Genomic DNA, 19,929 nt, shown 5'->3' with positions numbered 1-19,929 from the left:
GGTTGTGCCGGCGTGGCGATGTCACCCTCAGTGGGGAAACCGTGAATGACCCGGCCAATCTGCGAATCCGAGTCGACGCTGTGCAAACATCTGCCGAACTGCGGCGAACTCGTGCTCGAATCGGGTAATCGGTTCCACCCCTACAGCGGCCAGACACCAGCTGTAGTGCAGTTTCAGCGGATCGCTGTCGCATATCGCGTCACTACTCGCATCCTCGAGCGCTAACGCTTGCATCCAACGGTGTGCATTCACCCGCGCCCAGTATGCCGCCTGTTCCATAGCGTCGGATCCGTCCGGTTCCTGACCCGTCGGGCTGTATTCAGCGACGAACCGCCTGCGACTGGCTCGGCACCACGTGGTCTTACCTGCGGCACTAGGCCCTTCGACGGCGATGATCACCGGCACACCCTACCTACGGCTCGTCGACAGTGCCGCGCTTGCACAGCCTCCTCGATGAGCGACGTTAGGGCACGATGGTCGAATGGCGGTTTCTCAAAACGGATTCGCGCGTACAACCGGTGCGGTCGCGGTGGCGACCGCAGCAAGTCGCGCAACCGGCTTTATCCGCACCCTTGCCTTGGCCGCGGTGCTAGGCACTGCTGTGGTCGGTGACGCCTACAACGGCGCAAACAGCATGCCGAACATGGTGTACGAACTGCTCCTCGGCGGCGTGATGAGCAGCGTCCTGATCCCTGTTCTGGCAAGGGCACGACTCCGCGGGAGAACCTATTCGCGGGTTTTCACCCAACGCCTGCTGCTGGCGACGATTCTCGGCGCCGCTGTCATCACCGCCATAGCGGTGGCGTGCGCCCCGTTCCTCGTCGCCGCCTTGGTGTCGGATACCGAACAGACACAGCTGACAACCGCGCTGGCGTACTTGCTGTTGCCCGAGATCTTCTTCTACGCGATCGCAGCGACCGCGACAGCCGTGCTGAATATCCGCGAAAGCTATGCGCCGGCGGCCTGGGCGTCGGTGGTCAACAACGTGATCGTGCTCGCGATGGTCGTGGTGTTCGCTGCGATACCGGGACCTGTGACGTTGCTGCCGTCGACGATGACCACCGCACAGGTTCTCGTCTTAGGCATCGGGACAACGATCGGCATCGTGGGACAGGCCGTGTGGACGGTGACCGCGTTGCGTCGTACCGGATTCCGGTGGAGTTGGCGGGTACGCCCGGTGCCGTACACGTGGCGCCCGGTCCGCGTCGGGGCAAGGCTGCTCGGCTGGGTGCTGCTGTATGTCGCGATCAGTCAGGCAGGCGTCACGTTCGTGCTCAGAGTTGCATTCAGCCATGGCGGAGTCTCGACCTATACGTACGCCGACCTGCTGTTCCAGGTGCCGTACGGCATCCTCGGGGTGTCCCTGCTGACCGTGCTCATGCCGCGCATCTCCCGCGCGGTGGCGCTCGGGGACCGTGACGCTCTGGTCACCGACATGGGCCGCGCTGCCCGGTACTCGGTTGTTGCGCTCGTCCCCGCCGCAGTCGCGATGACCCTTCTCGGGCCGATACTGACCACGGTAATGTTCGTCGGACGCGTCGATGTCGATGCCGCTCGCACTATCGGTGTGGCGCTGGCACTGTCGGCATTCGGGCTTCCGCCGTTCGCGTTGGTCATGCTGCAACTGCGGGTCTTCTACGCCGGCAATGACATGCGCACGCCAGCCTTGATCAACGCCGCAATGGTGGTCACAAAGGTCTCCGTCGTTACACTCGCTCTCGCATGTCTACCAAACCAGGTGATCGTGGTGATGCTGCCGGTCGCAAGTTCACTGTCCTACGTCGTCGGTGCCGTCAGCGGGCACTTCGTGTTGCGCCACCGCTACGGCTTGCTCGGCTTCCACACAGTGCTTGCAACATTCTCGAAGGTGCTATGGGCGTCGATAGCCGCCGGCGGGGTCTGCGTCATGACAGTCTGGGCCTCACACCAACTGATCGACAACCCTCGCACGGCCGCAGCAGCATCACTGGTCGCCGTACTCGTCCTCGGAGCACCGACATTCCTCGTCACAGCCACAAAGATCGGCATCCCCGAAGTCCGCACCGCCAAGGCCCTGCTCAATCGTTGAGAAAGCAGGCACCGCACCCACCGAACTGACGTGGTACGGCGCTACCCGCCGGGCATTCCGGCCGGTAGCGCAATGGTGGTCCCGCTCGGGTCTGACTGTGCGGGACCACCAACGCACGACGCTAGCCCTTGATGAACGCGAGAATGTCCTGGTCGAGGGCATCCTGATATGCGCCGTAAATGCCGTGCGGGGCTCCCGGATACACCTTGAGGGTGCCGTTCTTGACGAGCTTGACGGACTTTTCGGCAGCAGCGGCGATGGGAACGATCTGATCGTCGTCGCCGTGCGCGATCAACATCGGAACGTCGATCGCCTGGAGGTCCGCCGTCTGATCCGTCTCCGAGAATGCCTTGACACAGTCATAGGCCGCTGCGAGGTTCACCAACATTCCCTGTCGCCAGAAGTCGTCCTTCGCGCCCTGCGAGACCTCAGCGCCGTCACGATTCGCGCCGTAGAACGACTCGCTCAGATCCTTGTAGAACTGCGACCGGTCTTTCAGCACACCAGCGCGGATTCCGTCGAACGCCTCGATGGGCGTGCCTTCGGGATTCTCGTCCGATTTGACCATGATCGGTGGGACCGCGCCGGCGGTGATCACCTTTGTCACACGGCCCTTTCCATGCTGCGCCGCGTACCGTACCACTTCACCGCCACCCGTCGAATGACCCACGACTACAAGCTCTTTCAGGTCCAAGGTTTCAACGAGCTCGGCGAGGTCGCGAGCGTACGTGTCCATGTCGTTGCCGGTGTAGGTCTTCGACGAGCGGCCGTGTCCACGACGATCATGCGCAATGACCCGGTACCCGGCGTCCGCGAACAACTTGAGCTCGACTTGCCACGCGTCGGAACTCAGTGGCCACCCGTGGCTCAGTAGTACGGGTTGGCCGGCGCCCTGCTCCGTGTAGTAGATCTCGGTTCCGTCAGAGGTGGTGATGTACGGCATCCTTGGCTCTTTTCTCGTGTGATGGAAGGAGATCTGAAAGCGTGCACGTGCCGACTGTCCGACCTCCCTGACGCTACGGATGCCCACACCGGCGACACTAGAGACAAAGATCGACAACTTTTCCTACAAATGTCGAACGCCACGTGAGCGTCCAGTCTTCATGTGCACGACTAAATTGTCTGCCACATCCCAATCCACAGCCACGCGAAACCGCCGAAGCCCGGTGTGATCTACCGTTCTGACTCCGTGAGAGTAATCGCAAGAGCGGAGCGATCGAGCTTTCCCCGCGGAGTGCGCGGCAACTGATCGACTCGGAGAATTCGCACCGGCATACTCGGACTGGGAAGGGTTGTTCTCAAATGCCGCCAGATCGTGTCGGTGTGCAAACCTTGATCGCTGACAACAATCGCGACCGCCGGGGCCTCCCCCATGCGTGCGTCAGGAACACCGATGCACGCGGCCTCGGCAATCCCAGGCAGTGAGGTCAATGCCGCTTCGACGGCCGCTGGTTCCACTTTGAGGCCCGCACGGATCAGCATCTCGCTCTCACGACCGAGCAATTGCAGACGCCTGGCCTCCACGTGCCCTCTGTCGCCGACAGTCATCCACCCGTCGACCGGGCCGTTTACCACCCCGGTTTCGGTGAGGTAACCGTCGAACAGCATGTCGCTCTTCACATGCACAAGCCCGTCGCGAATCTCGGCGTCGACGCCGCCGAACAGCTCGCCGGCCGAAAACTCGTCGAGGTCACCGAGCCCTCGATCGAAGGACACGAAACTCAATTCCGATGCGCCGTAGAAGTGCACCAACGAAGCATTCGGCAATATCGCCTGCAGCGCGTGACGCCCGGCACGCGGCCACCGAGCGGCCGACGAGATCACTTCACGGACACAGTCGACCGGGCCGATGCCTGATCGCACGAGGTCCCAGGCGATCGTGGGAACCGAATACAGATGGGTTGCACCCGTTTTCACCGCTGTTTCCGCGCCACGGAGATCGACAGTGGCACCGCGGGTGAGCGCATGGAGCGCCCCGTACAGAAAGTGGGTGTGGTCGAGGACGCCCGGTACAGACACTCGATCTCCGACACCGACGTCGAACACGGCATCCGATCGATCAAGAGTTCGTGCCCAGGACAACTGATTTCGGACGAAGAGCTTCGGCTCGCCGGTAGTACCCGACGTGACACCGATCAACAGTTCGGAGTCGGCCGACGCCTGATTCGACGCCCCGTCACTTTCGAGATCAACCGCGGTGACAAGTTCACCCGAGAACCCCAGCCTGCGCAACCGCCTGTGCTGCTTCGATTCCGCGACAACGACTCCGGGAACAGACAGCTCGAGCACCCGCTCCAACTGCGACCCGAGCAGATGTCGATGAAGCAGGACCACACTGGTACCCGTCCGCATCGCAGCCGCGACAACCACCAATGATTCGACGTCCGAGGTCGGCAGTACCGCAACTCGGTTCATCGACGCCAGTCCCGCGGCGACCCGGCACACCCGCGTCCAGAAATCGGCGTAGCTGATCTCGTCGCGCGACGAGGCAACTGCGACCGTCGACGGATTGATGCGAACTCGTCGAGCAATTCGTTCCGCCAGAAGTTCGCTCATCGTTGCAGCCTCACGAAACACGCTCGACCAGCATCGCAATGCCCTGACCGCCGCCGATTGCGCATGCTGCGAGCCCCAGTTCCGGGCCGCCGTCGGCGAGCATCTGACTTGCCAAGCGCACCAACAGAACAGCTCCCGAAGCACCCCACGGATGGCCCATCGCAATTGCCCCGCCTTGCGGGCAGATGATGGATTCGTCGAGTCCGAGTTCGTCCGATACTGCCAGGACTACGGAGGCAAACGCCTCGGTGATTTCGACAATACCCAGGTCGGACGCACCGATTCCGGTTTTTGCGAACAGCGAGCGAATGGCGGGTACCGGACCGAGTCCCGGCAATGCCGGATCGGACCCGGCAACAGCAGTGCCGAGAATTCGGAGCGCCGGCATTCCCTGCGCGAGTGACTCTGTCGTCACTGCCAGCACTGCGCTGCCGTCCGAGATGCCACACGAGTTGCCGGCCGTTGCGGTGCCGTCGACCCCAAAACTTGGACGAAGCCTCGCCAACCGTGCTTCGGTCATGCCGCGGCGAATCCGCTGGTCAGCGGCGACGGCCCCGATCGGCACAGTTTCGGACGAGAAATCCGACGCTGCCGCGAGCGTGTGCGAACGCGTTGCATACGCATCCTGGCGCTCGCGGCTGATGCCACGCAATCGCGCGAGATCATCTGCCGCACAACCCATATCGGGATCGGCAAAGCCCTGCGGAGCAAACGGCGCCCGGGTGTATCGCGTCAGTTCACCGCCCGAAGTGGGCGGCCAGTATCGCCACGGAGCAGTACTGGCGGATTCGACGCCACCCGCCAGGATCAGCGTGTCGTTTCCACTGCGTACGCGCAGCGCGGCCTGCATGACCGCATCGAGGCCCGAACCGCATTGTCGGTCAACGGTGACGCCCGGGATAGAGAATCCCAGCCCGGCCGCAAGCGCTGCGATACGAGCAGGATTGCCGCCGGGGCCCATGCAGTTTCCGAGAATAACGTCGTCCACGTCGGCCTCGATGCCGGATCGACGCAGCACAGCATCTACTTCGCCGAGTACCGGGGCGGCGAGGTCCGTCGTTGTGAGGTCTGCAAATCCATGGCCTGCATTACCGATCGGGCTTCGCCGTGCGGCCACCAGAACAGGAGCGGAATTCATGAGTGCAACTCTTTCACGAGCCCTCGAGCGACTTTGCCACTACCGGTACGAGGCAGTTCGTCGACGGTGATCCAGCGACTCGGCATGGCTTCTCGTGCCAACAACGCACGCGCCTGCGCGCGAATTGCCTGGAGAGTGACGGCGTCGTCGTGCTCGATCACGGCCGTGATCGTCTCTCCGAGAACCGAATGCGGCGAACCGATTACGGCGGCGCCTCTGACGCCGTCCATTGACTCCAGGGTTCGCTCGACGTCCTCGGCCATGACCGTGGTTCCGCCGACGTTGATCGCAAACTCCCCGCGCCCGAGAATCGTCAACTCCCCGTTCGAGCCGAGGATCGCTCTGTCCCCGACACCGAACCACTCCGCCGCACCCAGCACTCGATACGGCGAACGGACAAACAAGAGTCCGTCGCGAATCTCGGCGTCGACGCTGTCGAGTAGACGCATCGGCTCAGGCACCCGCCGAGCAGCGACAATGGAAAGCTCTGCAGCGCCGTAGTATTCGACTATCTCGATCCCCGACGCTGCGGACCGGGCACCGTCGTCCAGCATGGTCCCGGCAACAACGGCGGTCCGCAATCGCGGCGCCTCGAGCACAACGCGTCGCAACACGGCGGGAACCGCGTGTACAACCGTCGCATCCGTTGGGTCGTCGGTGACACACGCGCCTCGCCACAGTGCATGAACAGCGCCGAACAGGTGCATTGTTGCGTGAAGTGGCCCGGTGATCAGCACTCGATCGTGTGCCTCGATGCCGGTGACGGTAGTGAACTCGGGGAAGCTGTCGAACCACGACGCCGCCGTCCTGGCCAGCGGACGTGGCCGGCCGCTGGAACCCGACGTGGCAACAAGCAGGAACGACGACGGATCGATTTCGCCGCGCTCGGGTCGCGTCGCCGGATCCTCCACGATCACCGCGGTTCCACGACGCGCGGCAGCAAAGATGCAGATCAGCGCTTCCAGCACCGGCAGCGCCGACGCGTCACACACGGCAGCCTGCGGCGATCGCTCGATGGCGGCGTCCAGTTCTGCATAGGTGAGAACTGTGCCGCCGAGATCGAGCGCCCGCTGGTCGCCGTGTCCCCCGAGTGCTCCGATCACCGACGAATCAGTCCTGGATATGCTCGGTGTACCCCCTTGGCGACAACACTCGCGACAACCACCTTCAACGCATCGCCGGGGATAAATGCCACGTTAGTACTCAGTGCCGCACCGATACCCATGTCGGTTCGCAGGATGAGCCCTGCCGTGCCGAACAGATACACGACAACAATTCCGCCAAACGCGTTGATCAAAATACCCAGCACAAGCGGATACTTCGGCAAGATCCTGGCAGTGAGCCAGCCGATGCACAGTACCGCGGGAATCCAGCCGATCAGGTAGCCGGCGCTAGGCCCAGCGAGGGCAGTGAGTCCGGTGCGTCCGCCTGACAGCAGTGGCAATCCCATCAGTGTCAGTGCCATGAAGACGGCAACTGCCGCAACACCTTTCCGTGCACCGAGGATCGCACCGGCGAGAATAACTCCGAGCGTCTGCAGCGTGATAGGCACGCCGCTGATACCGATCGAGATAGCGCCGGGAAGACCCAATGCAGCGATCAGCGCCGCGAACACCGCGATCTGAGCCATTTCCCTTGCTTGAATGCCGACCGGCGACGCCTGGGCGCCCTCGAGACTTGACATGCCCACTCCTTCAGATACTTGAACGACGTTCAAGATAGCAGGTCTGCGACTACACCAGTAGTCCCGGCATTCGACATAAAACTGCTGGACGCGTGACCAATCACATCGGTCACGCGCCCAGCGGTTTCATTTCCTCTCACGCGAACTCAGACGAGAAGCTTGAGTTTCAGCTTGATGATCGTTTCCACGTCCAAGCCGAGTCCGTCGACGAGATAGCTGTCGAAGGATTCGTAGTTGTTGTCCAGTTCGTCGAATGCCGCCTGCAGATAACTGGCATCGACCCCGAGGAGCAACCGATAAACCTCGGCGTACTCCTGACCCTTTGCGGCGGCAATACGAGCCACCTTTGCGTCGATCGACGCCGCGGAGTACTCGTTGGTGAGCAGATAGTCCTCCATGACCGTCTCTCGAGATACACCTGCAATGCTCAGTAGCAGCGCCGATGCCCAGCCGGTGCGATCCTTGCCTGCGGTGCAGTGGAAAATCTGCGCACCGGGGGTATCTGCGAGCTGGGTCAACAGCTCACCGAATCCGACACGGGAGACGGAATCACTGACGGTCGACCGGTAGCCGGACTGGACATACGCCAGCGCTTGCTCTTTTGTGGCAATGGAGGCGACGTCGCCGCTCGGATCAGCCGCAAGGACCTGAATTTTCTCGTAACGAACCCCGCTGGGCAGAGTGTTCGGGTTCGCCGCGATCTCGGCCTCGGTCCGCAGGTCGTACACCGCGGTCAGATGGAGCGACTCGAGTGTCGCGAGGTCCTCGGCGCTCGGGGTTATCGCGTTGGCGCGGTAGAACACTCCCTGGCGCACATGCAGGCCGCCGGTTCCGATGTAACCGGCTTCCCGACCTGCCACATCGCGAAAATTGTCCACCGATGCAAGTCGGGGTGCCACGACGGCAGCCGGCGCACTCGAGCCGAGTTCCGACGATCCTGAGAACGGTAGATCAATCGGCGTCGCGGTAGCAGCGCTTGCGCCGGCTAGCACGAACGAACCAGCTGATGCGAGCGCAACACACGTTCGGGCCGCTCGACGCAAGCTCGTGGGGCGATATGACATCTGATCAATCCTTTCCACAAGGAGCACAAGAAGTTTCGGATATGAACCGCGGTTAGACCGTCGGCGGGGGAAGCAGCTTTCGTGCCGCAGCCTGGGATGCCAGAAGCAACTCGGCCCGATTGTGGCCGCTATTTCTGATTGCCGCCGTTTCGTGCTCTTTCACCACCACGACGGGACCGTTGGCGATATTCGCAAGCCCTTGGGCGGCAACATCGCGAGGGTCCGAAATGCGAAGGCCCGGCGTGTCCATGTTCAAACCTGCGCGGGCCATAGCCGGGGTTCGAGTGAGGCCGAGAACCAATTCGAGCACATCCACGCCATGGTCTTGCATCTCGAGCCACAGCCCTTCGGCGAAAGTTCTGCAGAAAGATTTCACCGCCGAATAGACGCTGATCTGGGCCGAGCCCAAATAGCCGCTCAGTGAGCCCACCAACAAGATTCCACCACGTCCGCGTTCTCGGAGCCGACATCCGAAGTGGTGGACGAGCAGCAGCTGACTGGTGATGTTCAGATCGATGACGGACTGAAACCGAGTGAGATCGCCGGTGGCAAATTCGTGACCGTAGGTGTTGGCTCCCGCGTTGTAGATGAACAAGCCGACGTCGATGTCATCTGTTATCTGCCGAATGCGATCAAGTGCATCCGAAGCCAGGAGATCAACCGACAGCGTGCGAACCTCGACGCCTCGAGCGCGGCCGGCATCAGCTGCTTCCGCGAGTGGCCCTTCCTTGCGCGCCAACAGCACCAAGTTGAAACCTTGATCGGCCAACTGGGTGGCGAATTCCGCTCCCACGCCTTCCGATCCACCTGCAATTACTGCCCACGGCCCGTACTTCGCGATGTCCATTGCTCTCCTACCTCGTCATGTGTAATGGCTGCCTGTCATAGTGCAGAGCCCGCTCGGGGAGCGAGAGCGCCCAGCCCGCTGACCGGGACGGAACGACGTTTGTCGGCAACTGATCCCCCAGCGATACTTGAAACTGTTGTAAGGCATAGCCGTACACCGCCAACGGGCCAAGCAGGCGCGTTTCACAGTCATGCCACAGTGTTGCGCACAGGGATTCTCCCCGAACCTTCGCGCATCAGAGCGAAAGGGACCATGATGAAGACGGACGCACGCCAGCCATAACTCTGCGTCCCGTGAAGTAGTCGACTGATGCGAGGAGTAGTGCAGATATGGGCACCATGAAAGCTGCGGTTGTACATTCGTTCACCGAACCGTTGACGATCGACGATATCGAAGTCCCGGAACCAGGCCCCTTCGAGGCTTTGGTTCGCGTCGAGTATTCCGGTGTCTGCCACACCGATTTACATGCAGCGCACGGCGATTGGCCGGTCAAGCCGTCGCCACCGTTTGTCCCTGGCCACGAAGGCGTCGGGACGGTCATCTCGGTTGGCGAGTCGGTTACCCGGATCAGCGTCGGAGACACTGTCGGAAACGCCTGGCTGTGGAGTGCGTGCGGAGAATGTGAGTACTGCGAAACCGGGTGGGAAACCTTGTGCCCCAACCAGAAGAACGGTGGCTACTCGGTTGACGGATCATTCGGTGAGTACATGCTCGTCGACTCCCGCTACGCGCCGATCATTCCCGCCGGGGTTGATCTCTCCGCGGTGGGGCCGATCCTGTGTGCCGGCGTCACGGTCTACAAAGGACTGAAAGTCACCGACACACGACCAGGGCAATGGGTACTGATCTCCGGAATCGGCGGCCTCGGACACATCGCGGTGCAGTATGCCGTCGCGATGGGGCTCCGCGTGGTTGCCGTCGACGTCGACGACGCCAAACTGGAACTCGCCACCAAACACGGCGCCGAACACACCGTCAACGCAAGCACAGTGGATGATCCTGCCGCAACCATCAGCGCCCTCACCGGCGGCGGAGTTCACGGAGCACTGGTCACAGCCGTCAACGCACACGCCTTCCCCCAAGCGGTCGGCAGTTTGCGCCGCGGCGGCACCGTCTCCCTGGTCGGGCTCCCACCCGAGAAATTCCCCCTCGACATCTTCACCACAGTGCTCTTGGGATTGACTGTGCGTGGCTCGATTGTCGGTACCCGTAAGGACATGACCGAAGCTGTGGACTTTTTCGCCAGGGGGCTGATCAAACCCACCTATTCTCTTCGGAAGCTCGAGGACATCAACAGCATTTTCACCGACATGGAGGCCGGTCAGATCGACGGCCGTATCGTCCTCGATTACACCGCAGGCAAGTCCTGAACTGAACTAGCGACGAGTAACCGTCAGTGCAAAGCCTCGCGGACGCATCGTGAGTTGCTCCTGAACCTCGAGTTCGTAGGACGGGTCCGCTGTGAACTCGTAGCGATGCAGGATCACTGCGAGTGCCATGAGCATTTCGTGATATGCGAACTGGCGTCCGATACATGCGCGCGGTCCGGTGCCGAATGGTTTGTATGCGGCACCGGACCGCGCCCTGACCTGTTCGGGGAGAAATCGATCCGGACGGAATTCGTCTGCGTCCGCGCCCCACACTGCTTTGTCGCAGTGCACTCGCTGCAGGACAACCATGACCCAGTCGCCCTTCTTGAAGGCGTATTTCCCGCCGAGGAGAGTGTCTTCCTTGGCTTCGCGGAAATACCCCGGAGCCGTCGGCCACAGCCGAAGTGTTTCGTCGAGCACTCGCCGTACCGCGCGCAACTTTCCCACCTGATCGAACTCGACCGCCGGAATCTCCCGGGACGGCCACAACGCGTCAACCTCCGCCCGAGCCTTTACGGCTTCCTCGGGATGCTGGGACAACAGCCACAGGGCAAAAGACAAAGCGCCGGCTGAGGTCTCGTGGCCGGCAACGAGGAAGGTCAAGATCTGGTAGCGGATGTTGACCGGATCAAGCCTTTCCCCGGTGGCCGGGTCGACCGACTCCAGCATCAAGGTCAGGAGGTCAGGTCGATCGGCACTGTTCACTTGCCGATCTTCGACAACTCGATCGACCACCGCGTTCAGATATTCGACGTCCGTGGTGTGGCGGCGACGGCGTCGGCGGTCGAATAATGCCCGGCCCGGAATCGGGAGGCCCTTCTGCTGAATGTATTCCAGAGCTCCGAGCATCGCCGTCACAAACGGATCGATATCCTCGCGATCGTAGGAATTGAATCGATAGCCGAATCCTGCTCTGCCAATTGTCTCGAGGGTCAGTTTGCTCATCTCCTCGGACACGTCGACGGGAGCATCGGCATGGTCCCAGGCCCCGACCATCTCCCTGACGACATCGAGCATGGTGTCGTGATAACTGCGCATCGCCGCTTGTGTGAAGCCGGGCATCAAGATCGCGTGAGCTTTGGACCAGTTCGGTTCGTCATTTTCGGCTGTGAACAATCCGTCACCCGAAATCGGCCGCAGCTGACGTAGCGGCCGGGCAAGGTTCTTTTGCCAGCGCTTTTCGTCATTCACATCCTCGGCCAGGTCGACCCCGCCGATGAAGCTCAATCGCATTGTCAGAATTCGACGCTGGTAGATCGGACCGAGCGACGCCAGAATCCGTGCCGTGTTCTGCATCGGCTTGACTGGGTCCAGCCCGATGATGTCGCCGAGAATCGGCACTCGCCGCGGAGGGTGGGGCGGAACTTCGATGCTCACTGACGACTCCTGGCTGTTGGCACTGACATCCGCCGGAAGTCTACGGGGCAGCTCGGTGACACCCACTTCGCGAGACCCAAGACTGCTACCGACATCATGAAGCCGCTGGATTCCGTCGGGTGCCGACGGCCCTCTCGTGCGAAGAGTCAGTCAGGTATCGACATTTCAGTGCATCAATAGCACTGTGTACCACCGAGTTCGCATGGGATGGCAATCGACAGCGCAATTCGCCATTCCCATGGCAACGGAAGGAACCAGATCCAACCACCTGCGATCATCGCGAACCCCTCAATCCCCTGCATCGCACTACGTCGAATTCACGTATCCACCGTTCGACCGACCTCACTGAGATTTTCCGACGGTATCGAAGGGCGACAGAGGACCGTCAAGACCGTTGATCCGGTTGAGTCGGGCTTCGAGCATCGCGGCATGTTCGGGTCGGCAGTGGGTCGTAAGCCGCATCAACAGTGCGCGGAGCCGATCGACGGTCATGGGTGACGTAGTGGCGCTGGCGATCACGTCATCGAGCCCGATCTGGACATAGTCGTCCAGAGTTGGGCGAGACAGCACTACTCGGACGTGCCCGGAAGAGTCGGTGATGTATGTCGGCGCGGTGTCGACAGACGCCACGCGGGTAAGCAGATCTTCGATTTCGTCTAGAGCTTGCACCGCGGTGGCCGGATCGTTGACGGCCGGAGACAGGGCTCTCAGAGCGATGTCTGCCAAGAGCCGGAGCGCGAGTAACGGGTCACCGTCGAATGTGCGTTCGTGGCCAGTGACCAGAGCATCGAGAAATGTTGGTGCCGAGAGTGACCCACGATGTACGTCGGCAACGGACGCACCGTACAGCAGTGTATCGCCTTGCATGACCTGAAGAACGACGACTACCTGAGCAACTGTCGCTGCCTCGAGCAAATCGTCGATGATGATCTCATGCAGCACGGCTGGCGGGTTGGGCCATATGATGGTTGTGTGATCGGCAGGCAGCGCCAATGGCGGTGACGGTGATTCCGAACCCCTCGTGCTGTAGTACGCGCCAAGGACTGCGCGGCCCCGACTGCCTATCGATTTCAGAACCGGTGCCAGCTGGATAGCGGCAAAAGAGTGAATCTGAAGCGCTCGCAGAAATGCCAGCATGGCGAGCAGGAGTAGTACCGCGATAATGGGAACGACCACGGAAACTCGGGCGCGGTTGCCGATGGCGAGTGCTGCGGTGATGGAGAATACGGCCTGCCCCACCGCGAAAGCGAAGGTTCGCCACACGATCGGATCGTCGCGGAACAGCGTCAGCCGGGGTGTGAAAGTTGTTGCTGCCCACTGTACAACAAGAAACAGCAACGAGAATATAACCGCGATGGAACCCAGCAATCCCAGCCCTACCGCAACCAACATATCGGTCACCTGGCGGGCTGGGACTGTTGGCCCGAATTCGACGAGTGGCATCAAAAGACCCAAACTCACACCGGCAAAGATCGAAACAAGCTGGCTCAACCCCGCTCGCCACCGACGGCGTCCGCGAATAAATCCATGCTCGACCGGCTTGCTCATCGCCCTATCCGCTCGAAGTCATCGAAGCTCACTCTCGAGCATTGCCCGCCCCCTGGTGCTGTTGGCGTGATACCGCAACCCTCGAGATGCCCGACGAGCCGATGAGGCGGATCTGGGGTACACCGGTGAGCTGATCAGATCGTTTTTGTAGCGTCGGGCCGCCAGGTCGCAACTGCCCAGATCACCACGACATCGAGCGCAATGATCACGATCGACCACAGTGGGTAGTACGGCAGCCACAGGAAATTGGCCACGATCGAGAGCGCTGCGATGACAAAGGCCATCCCGCGGGCCCATGTCTGTCCCACGAACAGCCCCAACGACACCGCAATGCCGATGATTCCGAGGATGATATGTATCCAACCCCACGTCGTGACGTCGAATTTGAACGCGTAGTTGGTTCCGACCACTACGATATTGTTGTCGGCGAGAGCAGCGATACCTTGCAGGAGAGCAACGACACCTGCGACAAACAGCAGGGCAGCCGCCGCTACCGTAGTACCAATCGCAAAGCCCTGTCGGACAGGATGGTTCGCGGGAGCTTGGTTCGGAGCAGTCATGACGTCCCCTTCATCGGCAGAATAGCGTGTGAACAGTTTCCCGAGATTCAGTAGGGCGAACATCACCCCGAACGGGTGAACCCACACTCATGTATTGGTTGGAACGGTATGTCGCTGCCGCACGTCCGCAATGTACTCACGGATCGCGTCGCGATTCTTGACGAGAAAGTGAATCTTCTCGTCCAGCCCGGACGCTTCCGCCTCGAGCATCGCCAGCATCTCCGGTGTTACATCATTCATATGGATGACGCGTTCTTGATCCAGACACGGAAGGATCTGCCGAATCACTCGCGTCGGAAATCCCATCTCCAACAGCCCTCGTATCTGGAAAACCCGATCGACCATACGTTCGTCGTAGTCCCGGTAGCTGTTTTCGGATCGTCTCGGAGCGATCAGGCTTTGTTCCTCGTAGTAGCGCAACAGCCGCCGAGATACCCGCGTGGCCGTCGAAAGCTCGCCTATCTTCATGTAGTTGAGGATGTTTCGAGCGAACCGAGGTGCAGGCGCTCACGCAGCGTGCCGGTCAGGCGATTCGATCCGAACACTAAGCCGAGTTGCTGAAGGACGAGTGGGATATCCGAGCCGTTCACCGCCGGCCGTAGTCGCGCACCGTCTGCACCAGCTGCCACAAGCTCTTCGATCCGACGGACGAGTTCACCCACCGAACCGACAAATATTTCGGTGTCCGACGAATACGGTGCGCCTGACAGTTCGTCGAGTGCCCTCTTCATGGTCACTGCCTCGTGGCGAGTCGCACCGAGGAAGACGACAAGATCCACCAGGATAGTCAGCGGTCTAGCGATCAAGTCTCGTTGCACTGCAGTGCATTCAGTTTCCACAGCGTTCAATACGTCGCCGATGGAGACCCCGTTCGCGCTCGGAGTCGGCGTCACCAGAATCACGTCGGCTGCCGCGGTCGCCAACTTGTAGGGGACGTTGGCGTGATGTGCCAACGCGAGAACGACGGGTTGCATAGCCGTGGTGACCGGGACGCCGAGTGGGCCTGCGATGTCGTAGGTCGCGGTCGTGATTGGCTGGGCCGAGATCTTGTTGACATCGACGAATCGTCCGTCCGTCCCGTCCAAGAGTGCGTCTTCCGTCCATGTCGACCACAGTGCTCGGAGTATCTCAATCGACTCGGTAGCTTTCGAGAAAACTGGTGCCAGTCGGGTTCCGATCTTCTCGGGAAAGTAGATGTCGGACTCTTTCAGTTCCGGAACGGGCTGTGGGCGAACGAAATGATGTGTGTCGATGCTTCGCGAAGTGATCTGGGCACGAAGCCCGACTCTGCCTCCGCTCAGGACGTTGAGCGATGCTATTTCGGTGGCGATACTGTATGGCTCACTGTGAGTGAGGTTTCTCGCGGCAATCACGCCGAGTTGCTGCGTTCCGAATACGGCCAGCGCGGTCAGTGCGACCGGCGACAGTCGGCCGCGCACCTGGTCTTCTTTGCCGTCCATTGTCCGGAAGTCCGACGACTGAAGCCCGATCGATTCCTCGAAGGTCACGAAATCTACGACGGATGCATCGATGTCACGCAACAACGCCAACCAATACGGAGCAGTGAACAGTTCGGTCGGCGTGTGACCCTGTAGTCGCCACGCCGCTGGATGCCATCCGGCAGGTTCCAAAGCGATGCCGATTATGGGTAAGCGGTGGGACTGTGGTGCGTTCATATGTGAACCTGATCTTCCTGATGGATGTGTGCGGGAGATCGGAACCCGCCACCGCGAGCGGTCAATATGATCACTACGGAGAGTAGGGCGAGGGTCACCGTCCACCACGGCAGAGATCGAGCGCCGTTGAGGGTCAGTAGAACTCCGCCCAACACCGCTCCTGCAGCCATAGCACCATTCCACAGCGTTGTAAGAAGTGCCTGAGCGTCGTCTGCATGCGAGCCTGCGGCAACCGCTGCCGACGTTTGCAGCAGAGTCGGAATTCCTCCCCACCCCAGGCCCCATATTGCGGCAGCGACATAGACGAGCAGTGAATCCTCGGTAGTGACGGCCAGAACGGTTGCGGCAACTGCAATCGAGACGGCACTGACCACGGAGAAGGTCCGAAGCTTCGTGTGAATATGTTGACCTACAACAACAATGCTGATCAGGCATGCCACTCCGAACGCCAATAGAATGAGGTCGGTATCGCCTCCCATACCGATCGCCTCGAGGAACGGGGCAATGTACGCGTACATGATCGTGTGCCCCAACACCACAGTGAAGGTCACGATCAGAACCGCGTCGACACCGGGGATTCGTGCGGCCCCGAACATGCTCCGCTGTTTCCGGTTTCGCGGCCGGCCAGGACGATCCGGAACTGTCAACCCGATCGCAACGAGTAACGCAACAGCCAGACCCGACATGAGATAGAACGGCGCACGCCACCCGGCGGCGTTTCCCAAGAATGTTCCGAACGGAACGCCGAACGCCAGAGCCAGCGGAATTCCTGCCATAGCCACCGCGATGGCGCGGCCCTCGAGATGTTTCGGGGCAAGACTTCTGGCGTACCCGGCAAGCAACGCCCACGCAATCCCCGCAGCAACTCCCGCGACAAAGCGAGCGGTCATCGTCAGAACATAGTCGGAAGAAAATGCGGTGACGGTGTTGGCGACCGCAAACCCGAGAATCGCACTCAGCAGTAGCACTTTCCGGGACCATGACGCCGTCGCTGCAACCAGAGGAACCGTCGTCAGCGCCGTTCCCAGCGCGTAGACCATGATCGTCTGCCCGGCAGCGGATTCACTGACATCGAGACTGTCACTGATTGCGGGTAGCACTCCAGCCGGGAGAGTCTCCGTCAGGCTGGTGATGAAGACGCACGCGAACAAGGCCAGTAGCGGGACTCTCGGAAGCTTGTCCGGAAGACGTTGGTTGGTGCCGAGAACTTGTTGCTGTGAAGCGATGTCATCTGCCATGGACCGATTGTCAACCCTCACATCAATGTGAGGGTCAAGCATTCCACGCGTATCGGATCGCGAGCCAATCAATGTGATGCCGTGTGAGTTTCGTTCGTCCAGTCGAGAAACTGGCCATGGGCACCGGCTAACCCATGAGGTACACCGTCGAGAGAGACGACAAACTTACCGCGACGCGTCTGCGTTGACGTCGTCAACCGGTTGTCGATGGCCGGAAGGACTCCGACCCCCTCATTGGCAATCCAGTGACATGGAAGCGAACCCACAGTGTCCACGAACGCCGCTCGATCCGACGGGGCGAGATAGCTGAGAACAGCACTGTGAAAGACCACCACAGTTGTGCCTCGAGGTGTCTGCTCGACGAGGTCCGCAATAGTGGAATTGAGATCACCGCGAATCAGATGTGGCGGATCCTCTCGAGCGAGGGCGGCAGCGTCTCGCAATCGCTGTCTGCGATGCTTCTGCTCGGGCCACACGAGACTCGCCAACCAACTCACGTCGTCGGCGTTGGTCACATCGAGTGGATTGAGGTCGATGCCCGCCCGGTACACCACTTCTGGGGCCTTTTGCGGAATCGGCGGATTTCCGGTCGTCGCACATTCGAGCAGCACCGTGGACGGACCGTCTACCGGATGCAGATACCGGTTGCCGTCGTAGAGGTAGCTGTACCGGTCCGGATACAGACACAGGCCAGCGGACGCGCCGACCTCTATCAGGGCGAACGGACCCTTCAACAGTCCGAGGACGGGAAGCAGCACGGCGTCGCGACCCGTTTCGTTGGTCTGGGTAGTCCGGGTGCGTGCGAGTTGTTCGACCTCGAACCAGTGCGCACTCACCCACCGACGAAACGACTCGTACGGAGCTATCGGGGCACCGAGATGACGGCTGGCGCCGAAGACCAGGTTCGGTTGCCGTCGGGGTTCTGGAAGTCGATCGATGAGGGCGAGGACCGCTGGGTCCTGTGAGACCCCGAAACCCCAGTCCTCGTAGATCGCCGAATTTCCTCGCGCTTCCACTTCCGCGAATGATCGGTACCAGAGCGAAGTGTCCACCATCGATGTCTACCGAACGTGGTGGGGTTCGGGAAGGTTTTCGATCACGCTGAACAAGAACGACGGGGCCGCCGAGTGGATTCCCCACTGAGCGGCCCCGCATCTCGCTTTCCTACGACGTCGAATCAGGTGTGATCCAAGCGTTTCCGAACAGCATGATGCCGTCGGCGCTCGGCGTGATTCCGTAGACGTTCTTGCTCCACGGAATGAAGTACTTACCCGTGTTGACGACCAGCATGGGAGCCGTCTCGTTGACAAGGGTCTGGATTTTCTCGATCACTTTCGTGCGATCTTCGTCGGTCGGCGCCGATTGCATCTCGATCAGAAGGGAATCCATGGTCGCGTTCTTGTACCCGATCACATTCGACGACGATTCGCTGTACAGGTTGCCGTACATCCGGACGAACGGCGATTCGTCGAGCACGTTGAAGCCTGCATACCCGATGTCGTAATCATGTTGGGCGTACATGGTTTTCACGAGGTCGTTGATGCTGGTCGTGTACACGATCTCGACCGTGAATCCGACGGCCTGCAGCATTGCCTGGAACGCCAGCGCACTGCGCTGGGTGGCCGGGTCGTTCAAGCCCACATAGGTGAGCTTGCCGTCGTATCCGTCCGCCTTTGCTTCGCCCAGGAACTTCTTTGCAGCCTCGGGGTCGTACCCGTTTCCGGCGACGGATCCGTGCCACCGCGACCACGACTGGAACATATCGCTGCCGGGCATTCCGTAGCCGGCTTCGACCCGCTCGTTGAACGTATCGGGGTTGAATGCCGCCACGATCGCCTTACGAACCCGGACGTCGGACGCCGCTCGTCCCTCACGCTGATTGATGTTGCCGACACCGCCCATATTCACGGTGTAGACGTATCCCACGTCTCCCGCGCTCAGAGCGTTATGAACAACCTCCGCGCCTCGTAGGTATGCGGCCTGGACACCACCGGTGTGCAGGGCGTCGAGTTTGGCCTGCTCACTGACGATCGCCGGGAAGCGCAATGTGTCGAGATTCGGCTTGCCGTTCCAGTACGCGGGGTTGGCCGCGAGCACCAGTTCATCCTGAGAGGCGAACTTCTCGACGACGAAGGGGCCCGCTCCGATCGGCGCGAATGCTCCTGTTGTCATCGACGACGGTGCCACGATCATCCCGGGACCGGTGGTGAACATGATCGGGAACTCGTTCCACGGCTGCTTCAACGTGAAGACGACGGTAGCCGGATCGGGCGACTGTACGTCGGCAACGGTTGCCTTCCACACCTGCGTGTGGGTCCCCTTCTTCTCCAGATAGTGGTTGATGCTCCACAGCACCGCGGCGCCGTCAACCGGTGTCCCGTCGCTGAACTTCGCTCCGTCGCGAAGCGTCAACGTCCAGACGCTGTTGTCTCCGTTGGCTTCGAGCGATTGTGCGAGTTGCGGTTCGAACGCCTTCGTTTCGGGGTCGTACCGCACGAGGAGGTCGTAGATCGCGGCCATTTCGTTGCCGCCGGTCGCACCGCCATCCTGCCGGTCGGCTGGATCGAGGCTGCTGACGCCGTTGTACGTCGCAAAGGACAGCGTTCCACCAGACGTCGGTTCACCTCCGTCCCCCTGATCGCCGACCAGTCCGGTCGTCACGTCCGACGTATCGGTCTCCGAACCCGATCCGCCGCCGGCACAGCCTGCAACAAGCACAGTCGCCGCCGCCAGAGCAGTGAACGTGGTCGCGGCACGAGCGAATGAACTACGACGCATGTAGACCTTCTTTCCTAGGGTGTTC

18 protein-coding genes are annotated in these 19,929 nt (G+C 61.0%); 2 read left to right on the top strand and 16 right to left on the bottom strand.

Going from position 1 to position 19,929, the window contains the following annotated elements:
- Window positions 1-27 precede the first annotated feature (27 nt).
- Window positions 28-399 carry a hypothetical protein gene (locus C7T36_RS21030; RefSeq protein ID WP_239654721.1) on the bottom strand — a complete coding sequence of 124 codons (372 nt, stop codon included), beginning with the start codon at window positions 397-399 and terminating at the stop codon, window positions 28-30.
- An 82-nt stretch (window positions 400-481) separates the two neighbouring features.
- On the opposite strand from C7T36_RS21030, the gene murJ reads away from it, so the two are divergent.
- On the top strand, window positions 482-2,068 hold the full coding sequence (murJ, locus tag C7T36_RS21025) for a murein biosynthesis integral membrane protein MurJ (RefSeq protein WP_045067505.1): 1,587 nt from the start codon (window positions 482-484) through the stop codon (window positions 2,066-2,068).
- A gap of 121 nt (window positions 2,069-2,189) precedes the next feature.
- Here murJ and C7T36_RS21020 read toward each other — a convergent pair whose 3' ends face one another.
- The 7 genes from C7T36_RS21020 to C7T36_RS20990 form a co-directional block, all read right to left on the bottom strand.
- Window positions 2,190-3,011 (bottom strand): alpha/beta fold hydrolase, encoded by an 822-nt coding sequence (locus C7T36_RS21020; RefSeq protein WP_045067504.1) that lies wholly within the window; start codon window positions 3,009-3,011, stop codon window positions 2,190-2,192.
- 230 nt (window positions 3,012-3,241) lie between these two features.
- A complete protein-coding gene (locus tag C7T36_RS21015) occupies window positions 3,242-4,624 on the bottom strand; it encodes an AMP-binding protein (RefSeq protein WP_045067977.1) in 1,383 nt (460 codons plus the stop codon).
- A gap of 10 nt (window positions 4,625-4,634) precedes the next feature.
- Entirely contained in the window at window positions 4,635-5,762 is a 1,128-nt protein-coding gene (locus tag C7T36_RS21010) for a thiolase family protein (protein WP_045067502.1), read from the bottom strand.
- Window positions 5,759-6,865 (bottom strand): AMP-binding protein, encoded by a 1,107-nt coding sequence (locus tag C7T36_RS21005; protein ID WP_045067501.1) that lies wholly within the window; start codon window positions 6,863-6,865, stop codon window positions 5,759-5,761. The genes C7T36_RS21010 and C7T36_RS21005 overlap by 4 nt, the downstream gene beginning before the upstream one ends.
- Entirely contained in the window at window positions 6,862-7,446 is a 585-nt protein-coding gene (locus tag C7T36_RS21000; RefSeq protein WP_172935402.1) for a biotin transporter BioY, read from the bottom strand. The genes C7T36_RS21005 and C7T36_RS21000 overlap by 4 nt, the downstream gene beginning before the upstream one ends.
- Window positions 7,447-7,592: 146 nt before the next feature.
- Window positions 7,593-8,510 carry a tyrosine-protein phosphatase gene (locus C7T36_RS20995; RefSeq protein WP_045067500.1) on the bottom strand — a complete coding sequence of 306 codons (918 nt, stop codon included), beginning with the start codon at window positions 8,508-8,510 and terminating at the stop codon, window positions 7,593-7,595.
- A 52-nt stretch (window positions 8,511-8,562) separates the two neighbouring features.
- Complete coding sequence (locus tag C7T36_RS20990) at window positions 8,563-9,357, bottom strand: SDR family oxidoreductase (RefSeq protein ID WP_045067499.1); 795 nt, start codon at window positions 9,355-9,357, stop codon at window positions 8,563-8,565.
- A 329-nt stretch (window positions 9,358-9,686) separates the two neighbouring features.
- Between C7T36_RS20990 and adhP the strand changes: the two genes are divergently transcribed.
- Window positions 9,687-10,727, top strand: coding sequence for an alcohol dehydrogenase AdhP (gene adhP / locus C7T36_RS20985; protein ID WP_172935399.1), 1,041 nt, complete (start codon window positions 9,687-9,689; stop codon window positions 10,725-10,727).
- A 6-nt stretch (window positions 10,728-10,733) separates the two neighbouring features.
- On the opposite strand, the gene C7T36_RS20980 is transcribed toward adhP, so the two are convergent.
- The 8 genes from C7T36_RS20980 to C7T36_RS20945 all read right to left on the bottom strand — a co-directional run bounded on the left by C7T36_RS20980 (window position 10,734) and on the right by C7T36_RS20945 (window position 19,904).
- On the bottom strand, window positions 10,734-12,104 hold the full coding sequence (locus C7T36_RS20980) for a cytochrome P450 (RefSeq protein WP_181317496.1): 1,371 nt from the start codon (window positions 12,102-12,104) through the stop codon (window positions 10,734-10,736).
- 342 nt (window positions 12,105-12,446) lie between these two features.
- Complete coding sequence (locus C7T36_RS20975) at window positions 12,447-13,652, bottom strand: DUF2254 family protein (protein ID WP_052683521.1); 1,206 nt, start codon at window positions 13,650-13,652, stop codon at window positions 12,447-12,449.
- A gap of 134 nt (window positions 13,653-13,786) precedes the next feature.
- A complete protein-coding gene (locus tag C7T36_RS20970) occupies window positions 13,787-14,212 on the bottom strand; it encodes a hypothetical protein (RefSeq protein ID WP_033234969.1) in 426 nt (141 codons plus the stop codon).
- An 87-nt stretch (window positions 14,213-14,299) separates the two neighbouring features.
- Window positions 14,300-14,680: a MerR family transcriptional regulator gene (locus C7T36_RS20965; protein WP_033234693.1), complete on the bottom strand. Its 381-nt coding sequence runs from the start codon at window positions 14,678-14,680 to the stop codon at window positions 14,300-14,302.
- Window positions 14,677-15,888: an LLM class flavin-dependent oxidoreductase gene (locus tag C7T36_RS20960; RefSeq protein ID WP_052683520.1), complete on the bottom strand. Its 1,212-nt coding sequence runs from the start codon at window positions 15,886-15,888 to the stop codon at window positions 14,677-14,679. Before C7T36_RS20960 ends, C7T36_RS20965 begins: the two co-directional genes overlap by 4 nt.
- Window positions 15,885-17,126 (bottom strand): MFS transporter, encoded by a 1,242-nt coding sequence (locus tag C7T36_RS20955; RefSeq protein WP_045067497.1) that lies wholly within the window; start codon window positions 17,124-17,126, stop codon window positions 15,885-15,887. Before C7T36_RS20955 ends, C7T36_RS20960 begins: the two co-directional genes overlap by 4 nt.
- A gap of 68 nt (window positions 17,127-17,194) precedes the next feature.
- Complete coding sequence (locus C7T36_RS20950; protein ID WP_258190629.1) at window positions 17,195-18,181, bottom strand: DUF2332 domain-containing protein; 987 nt, start codon at window positions 18,179-18,181, stop codon at window positions 17,195-17,197.
- A 109-nt stretch (window positions 18,182-18,290) separates the two neighbouring features.
- Complete coding sequence (locus C7T36_RS20945; protein WP_033234694.1) at window positions 18,291-19,904, bottom strand: ABC transporter substrate-binding protein; 1,614 nt, start codon at window positions 19,902-19,904, stop codon at window positions 18,291-18,293.
- Window positions 19,905-19,929: the final 25 nt, after the last annotated feature.

This window comes from Rhodococcus sp. AD45-ID, assembly GCF_003023755.1.
GTDB classification, from domain to species: domain Bacteria; phylum Actinomycetota; class Actinomycetes; order Mycobacteriales; family Mycobacteriaceae; genus Rhodococcus_F; species Rhodococcus_F globerula.
Note: the sequence above shows the minus strand (reverse complement) of the source record. Positions and strands in the feature narration are given on the sequence as shown.

Bases quoted from the DNA above. Each gene is read 5' to 3' on its own strand.
- murJ (WP_045067505.1), top strand. From the start codon at position 482: ATGGCGGTTTCTCAAAACGGATTCGCGCGTACAACCGGTGCGGTCGCG.
- C7T36_RS21020 (WP_045067504.1), bottom strand. From the start codon at position 3,011: ATGCCGTACATCACCACCTCTGACGGAACCGAGATCTACTACACGGAG.
- C7T36_RS21015 (WP_045067977.1), bottom strand. From the start codon at position 4,624: ATGAGCGAACTTCTGGCGGAACGAATTGCTCGACGAGTTCGCATCAAT.
- C7T36_RS21010 (WP_045067502.1), bottom strand. From the start codon at position 5,762: ATGAATTCCGCTCCTGTTCTGGTGGCCGCACGGCGAAGCCCGATCGGT.
- C7T36_RS21000 (WP_172935402.1), bottom strand. From the start codon at position 7,446: ATGTCAAGTCTCGAGGGCGCCCAGGCGTCGCCGGTCGGCATTCAAGCA.
- C7T36_RS20995 (WP_045067500.1), bottom strand. From the start codon at position 8,510: ATGTCATATCGCCCCACGAGCTTGCGTCGAGCGGCCCGAACGTGTGTT.
- C7T36_RS20990 (WP_045067499.1), bottom strand. From the start codon at position 9,357: ATGGACATCGCGAAGTACGGGCCGTGGGCAGTAATTGCAGGTGGATCG.
- adhP (WP_172935399.1), top strand. From the start codon at position 9,687: ATGGGCACCATGAAAGCTGCGGTTGTACATTCGTTCACCGAACCGTTG.
- C7T36_RS20975 (WP_052683521.1), bottom strand. From the start codon at position 13,652: ATGAGCAAGCCGGTCGAGCATGGATTTATTCGCGGACGCCGTCGGTGG.
- C7T36_RS20970 (WP_033234969.1), bottom strand. From the start codon at position 14,212: ATGACTGCTCCGAACCAAGCTCCCGCGAACCATCCTGTCCGACAGGGC.
- C7T36_RS20965 (WP_033234693.1), bottom strand. From the start codon at position 14,680: ATGAAGATAGGCGAGCTTTCGACGGCCACGCGGGTATCTCGGCGGCTG.
- C7T36_RS20960 (WP_052683520.1), bottom strand. From the start codon at position 15,888: ATGAACGCACCACAGTCCCACCGCTTACCCATAATCGGCATCGCTTTG.
- C7T36_RS20955 (WP_045067497.1), bottom strand. From the start codon at position 17,126: ATGGCAGATGACATCGCTTCACAGCAACAAGTTCTCGGCACCAACCAA.
- C7T36_RS20950 (WP_258190629.1), bottom strand. From the start codon at position 18,181: ATGGTGGACACTTCGCTCTGGTACCGATCATTCGCGGAAGTGGAAGCG.
- C7T36_RS20945 (WP_033234694.1), bottom strand. From the start codon at position 19,904: ATGCGTCGTAGTTCATTCGCTCGTGCCGCGACCACGTTCACTGCTCTG.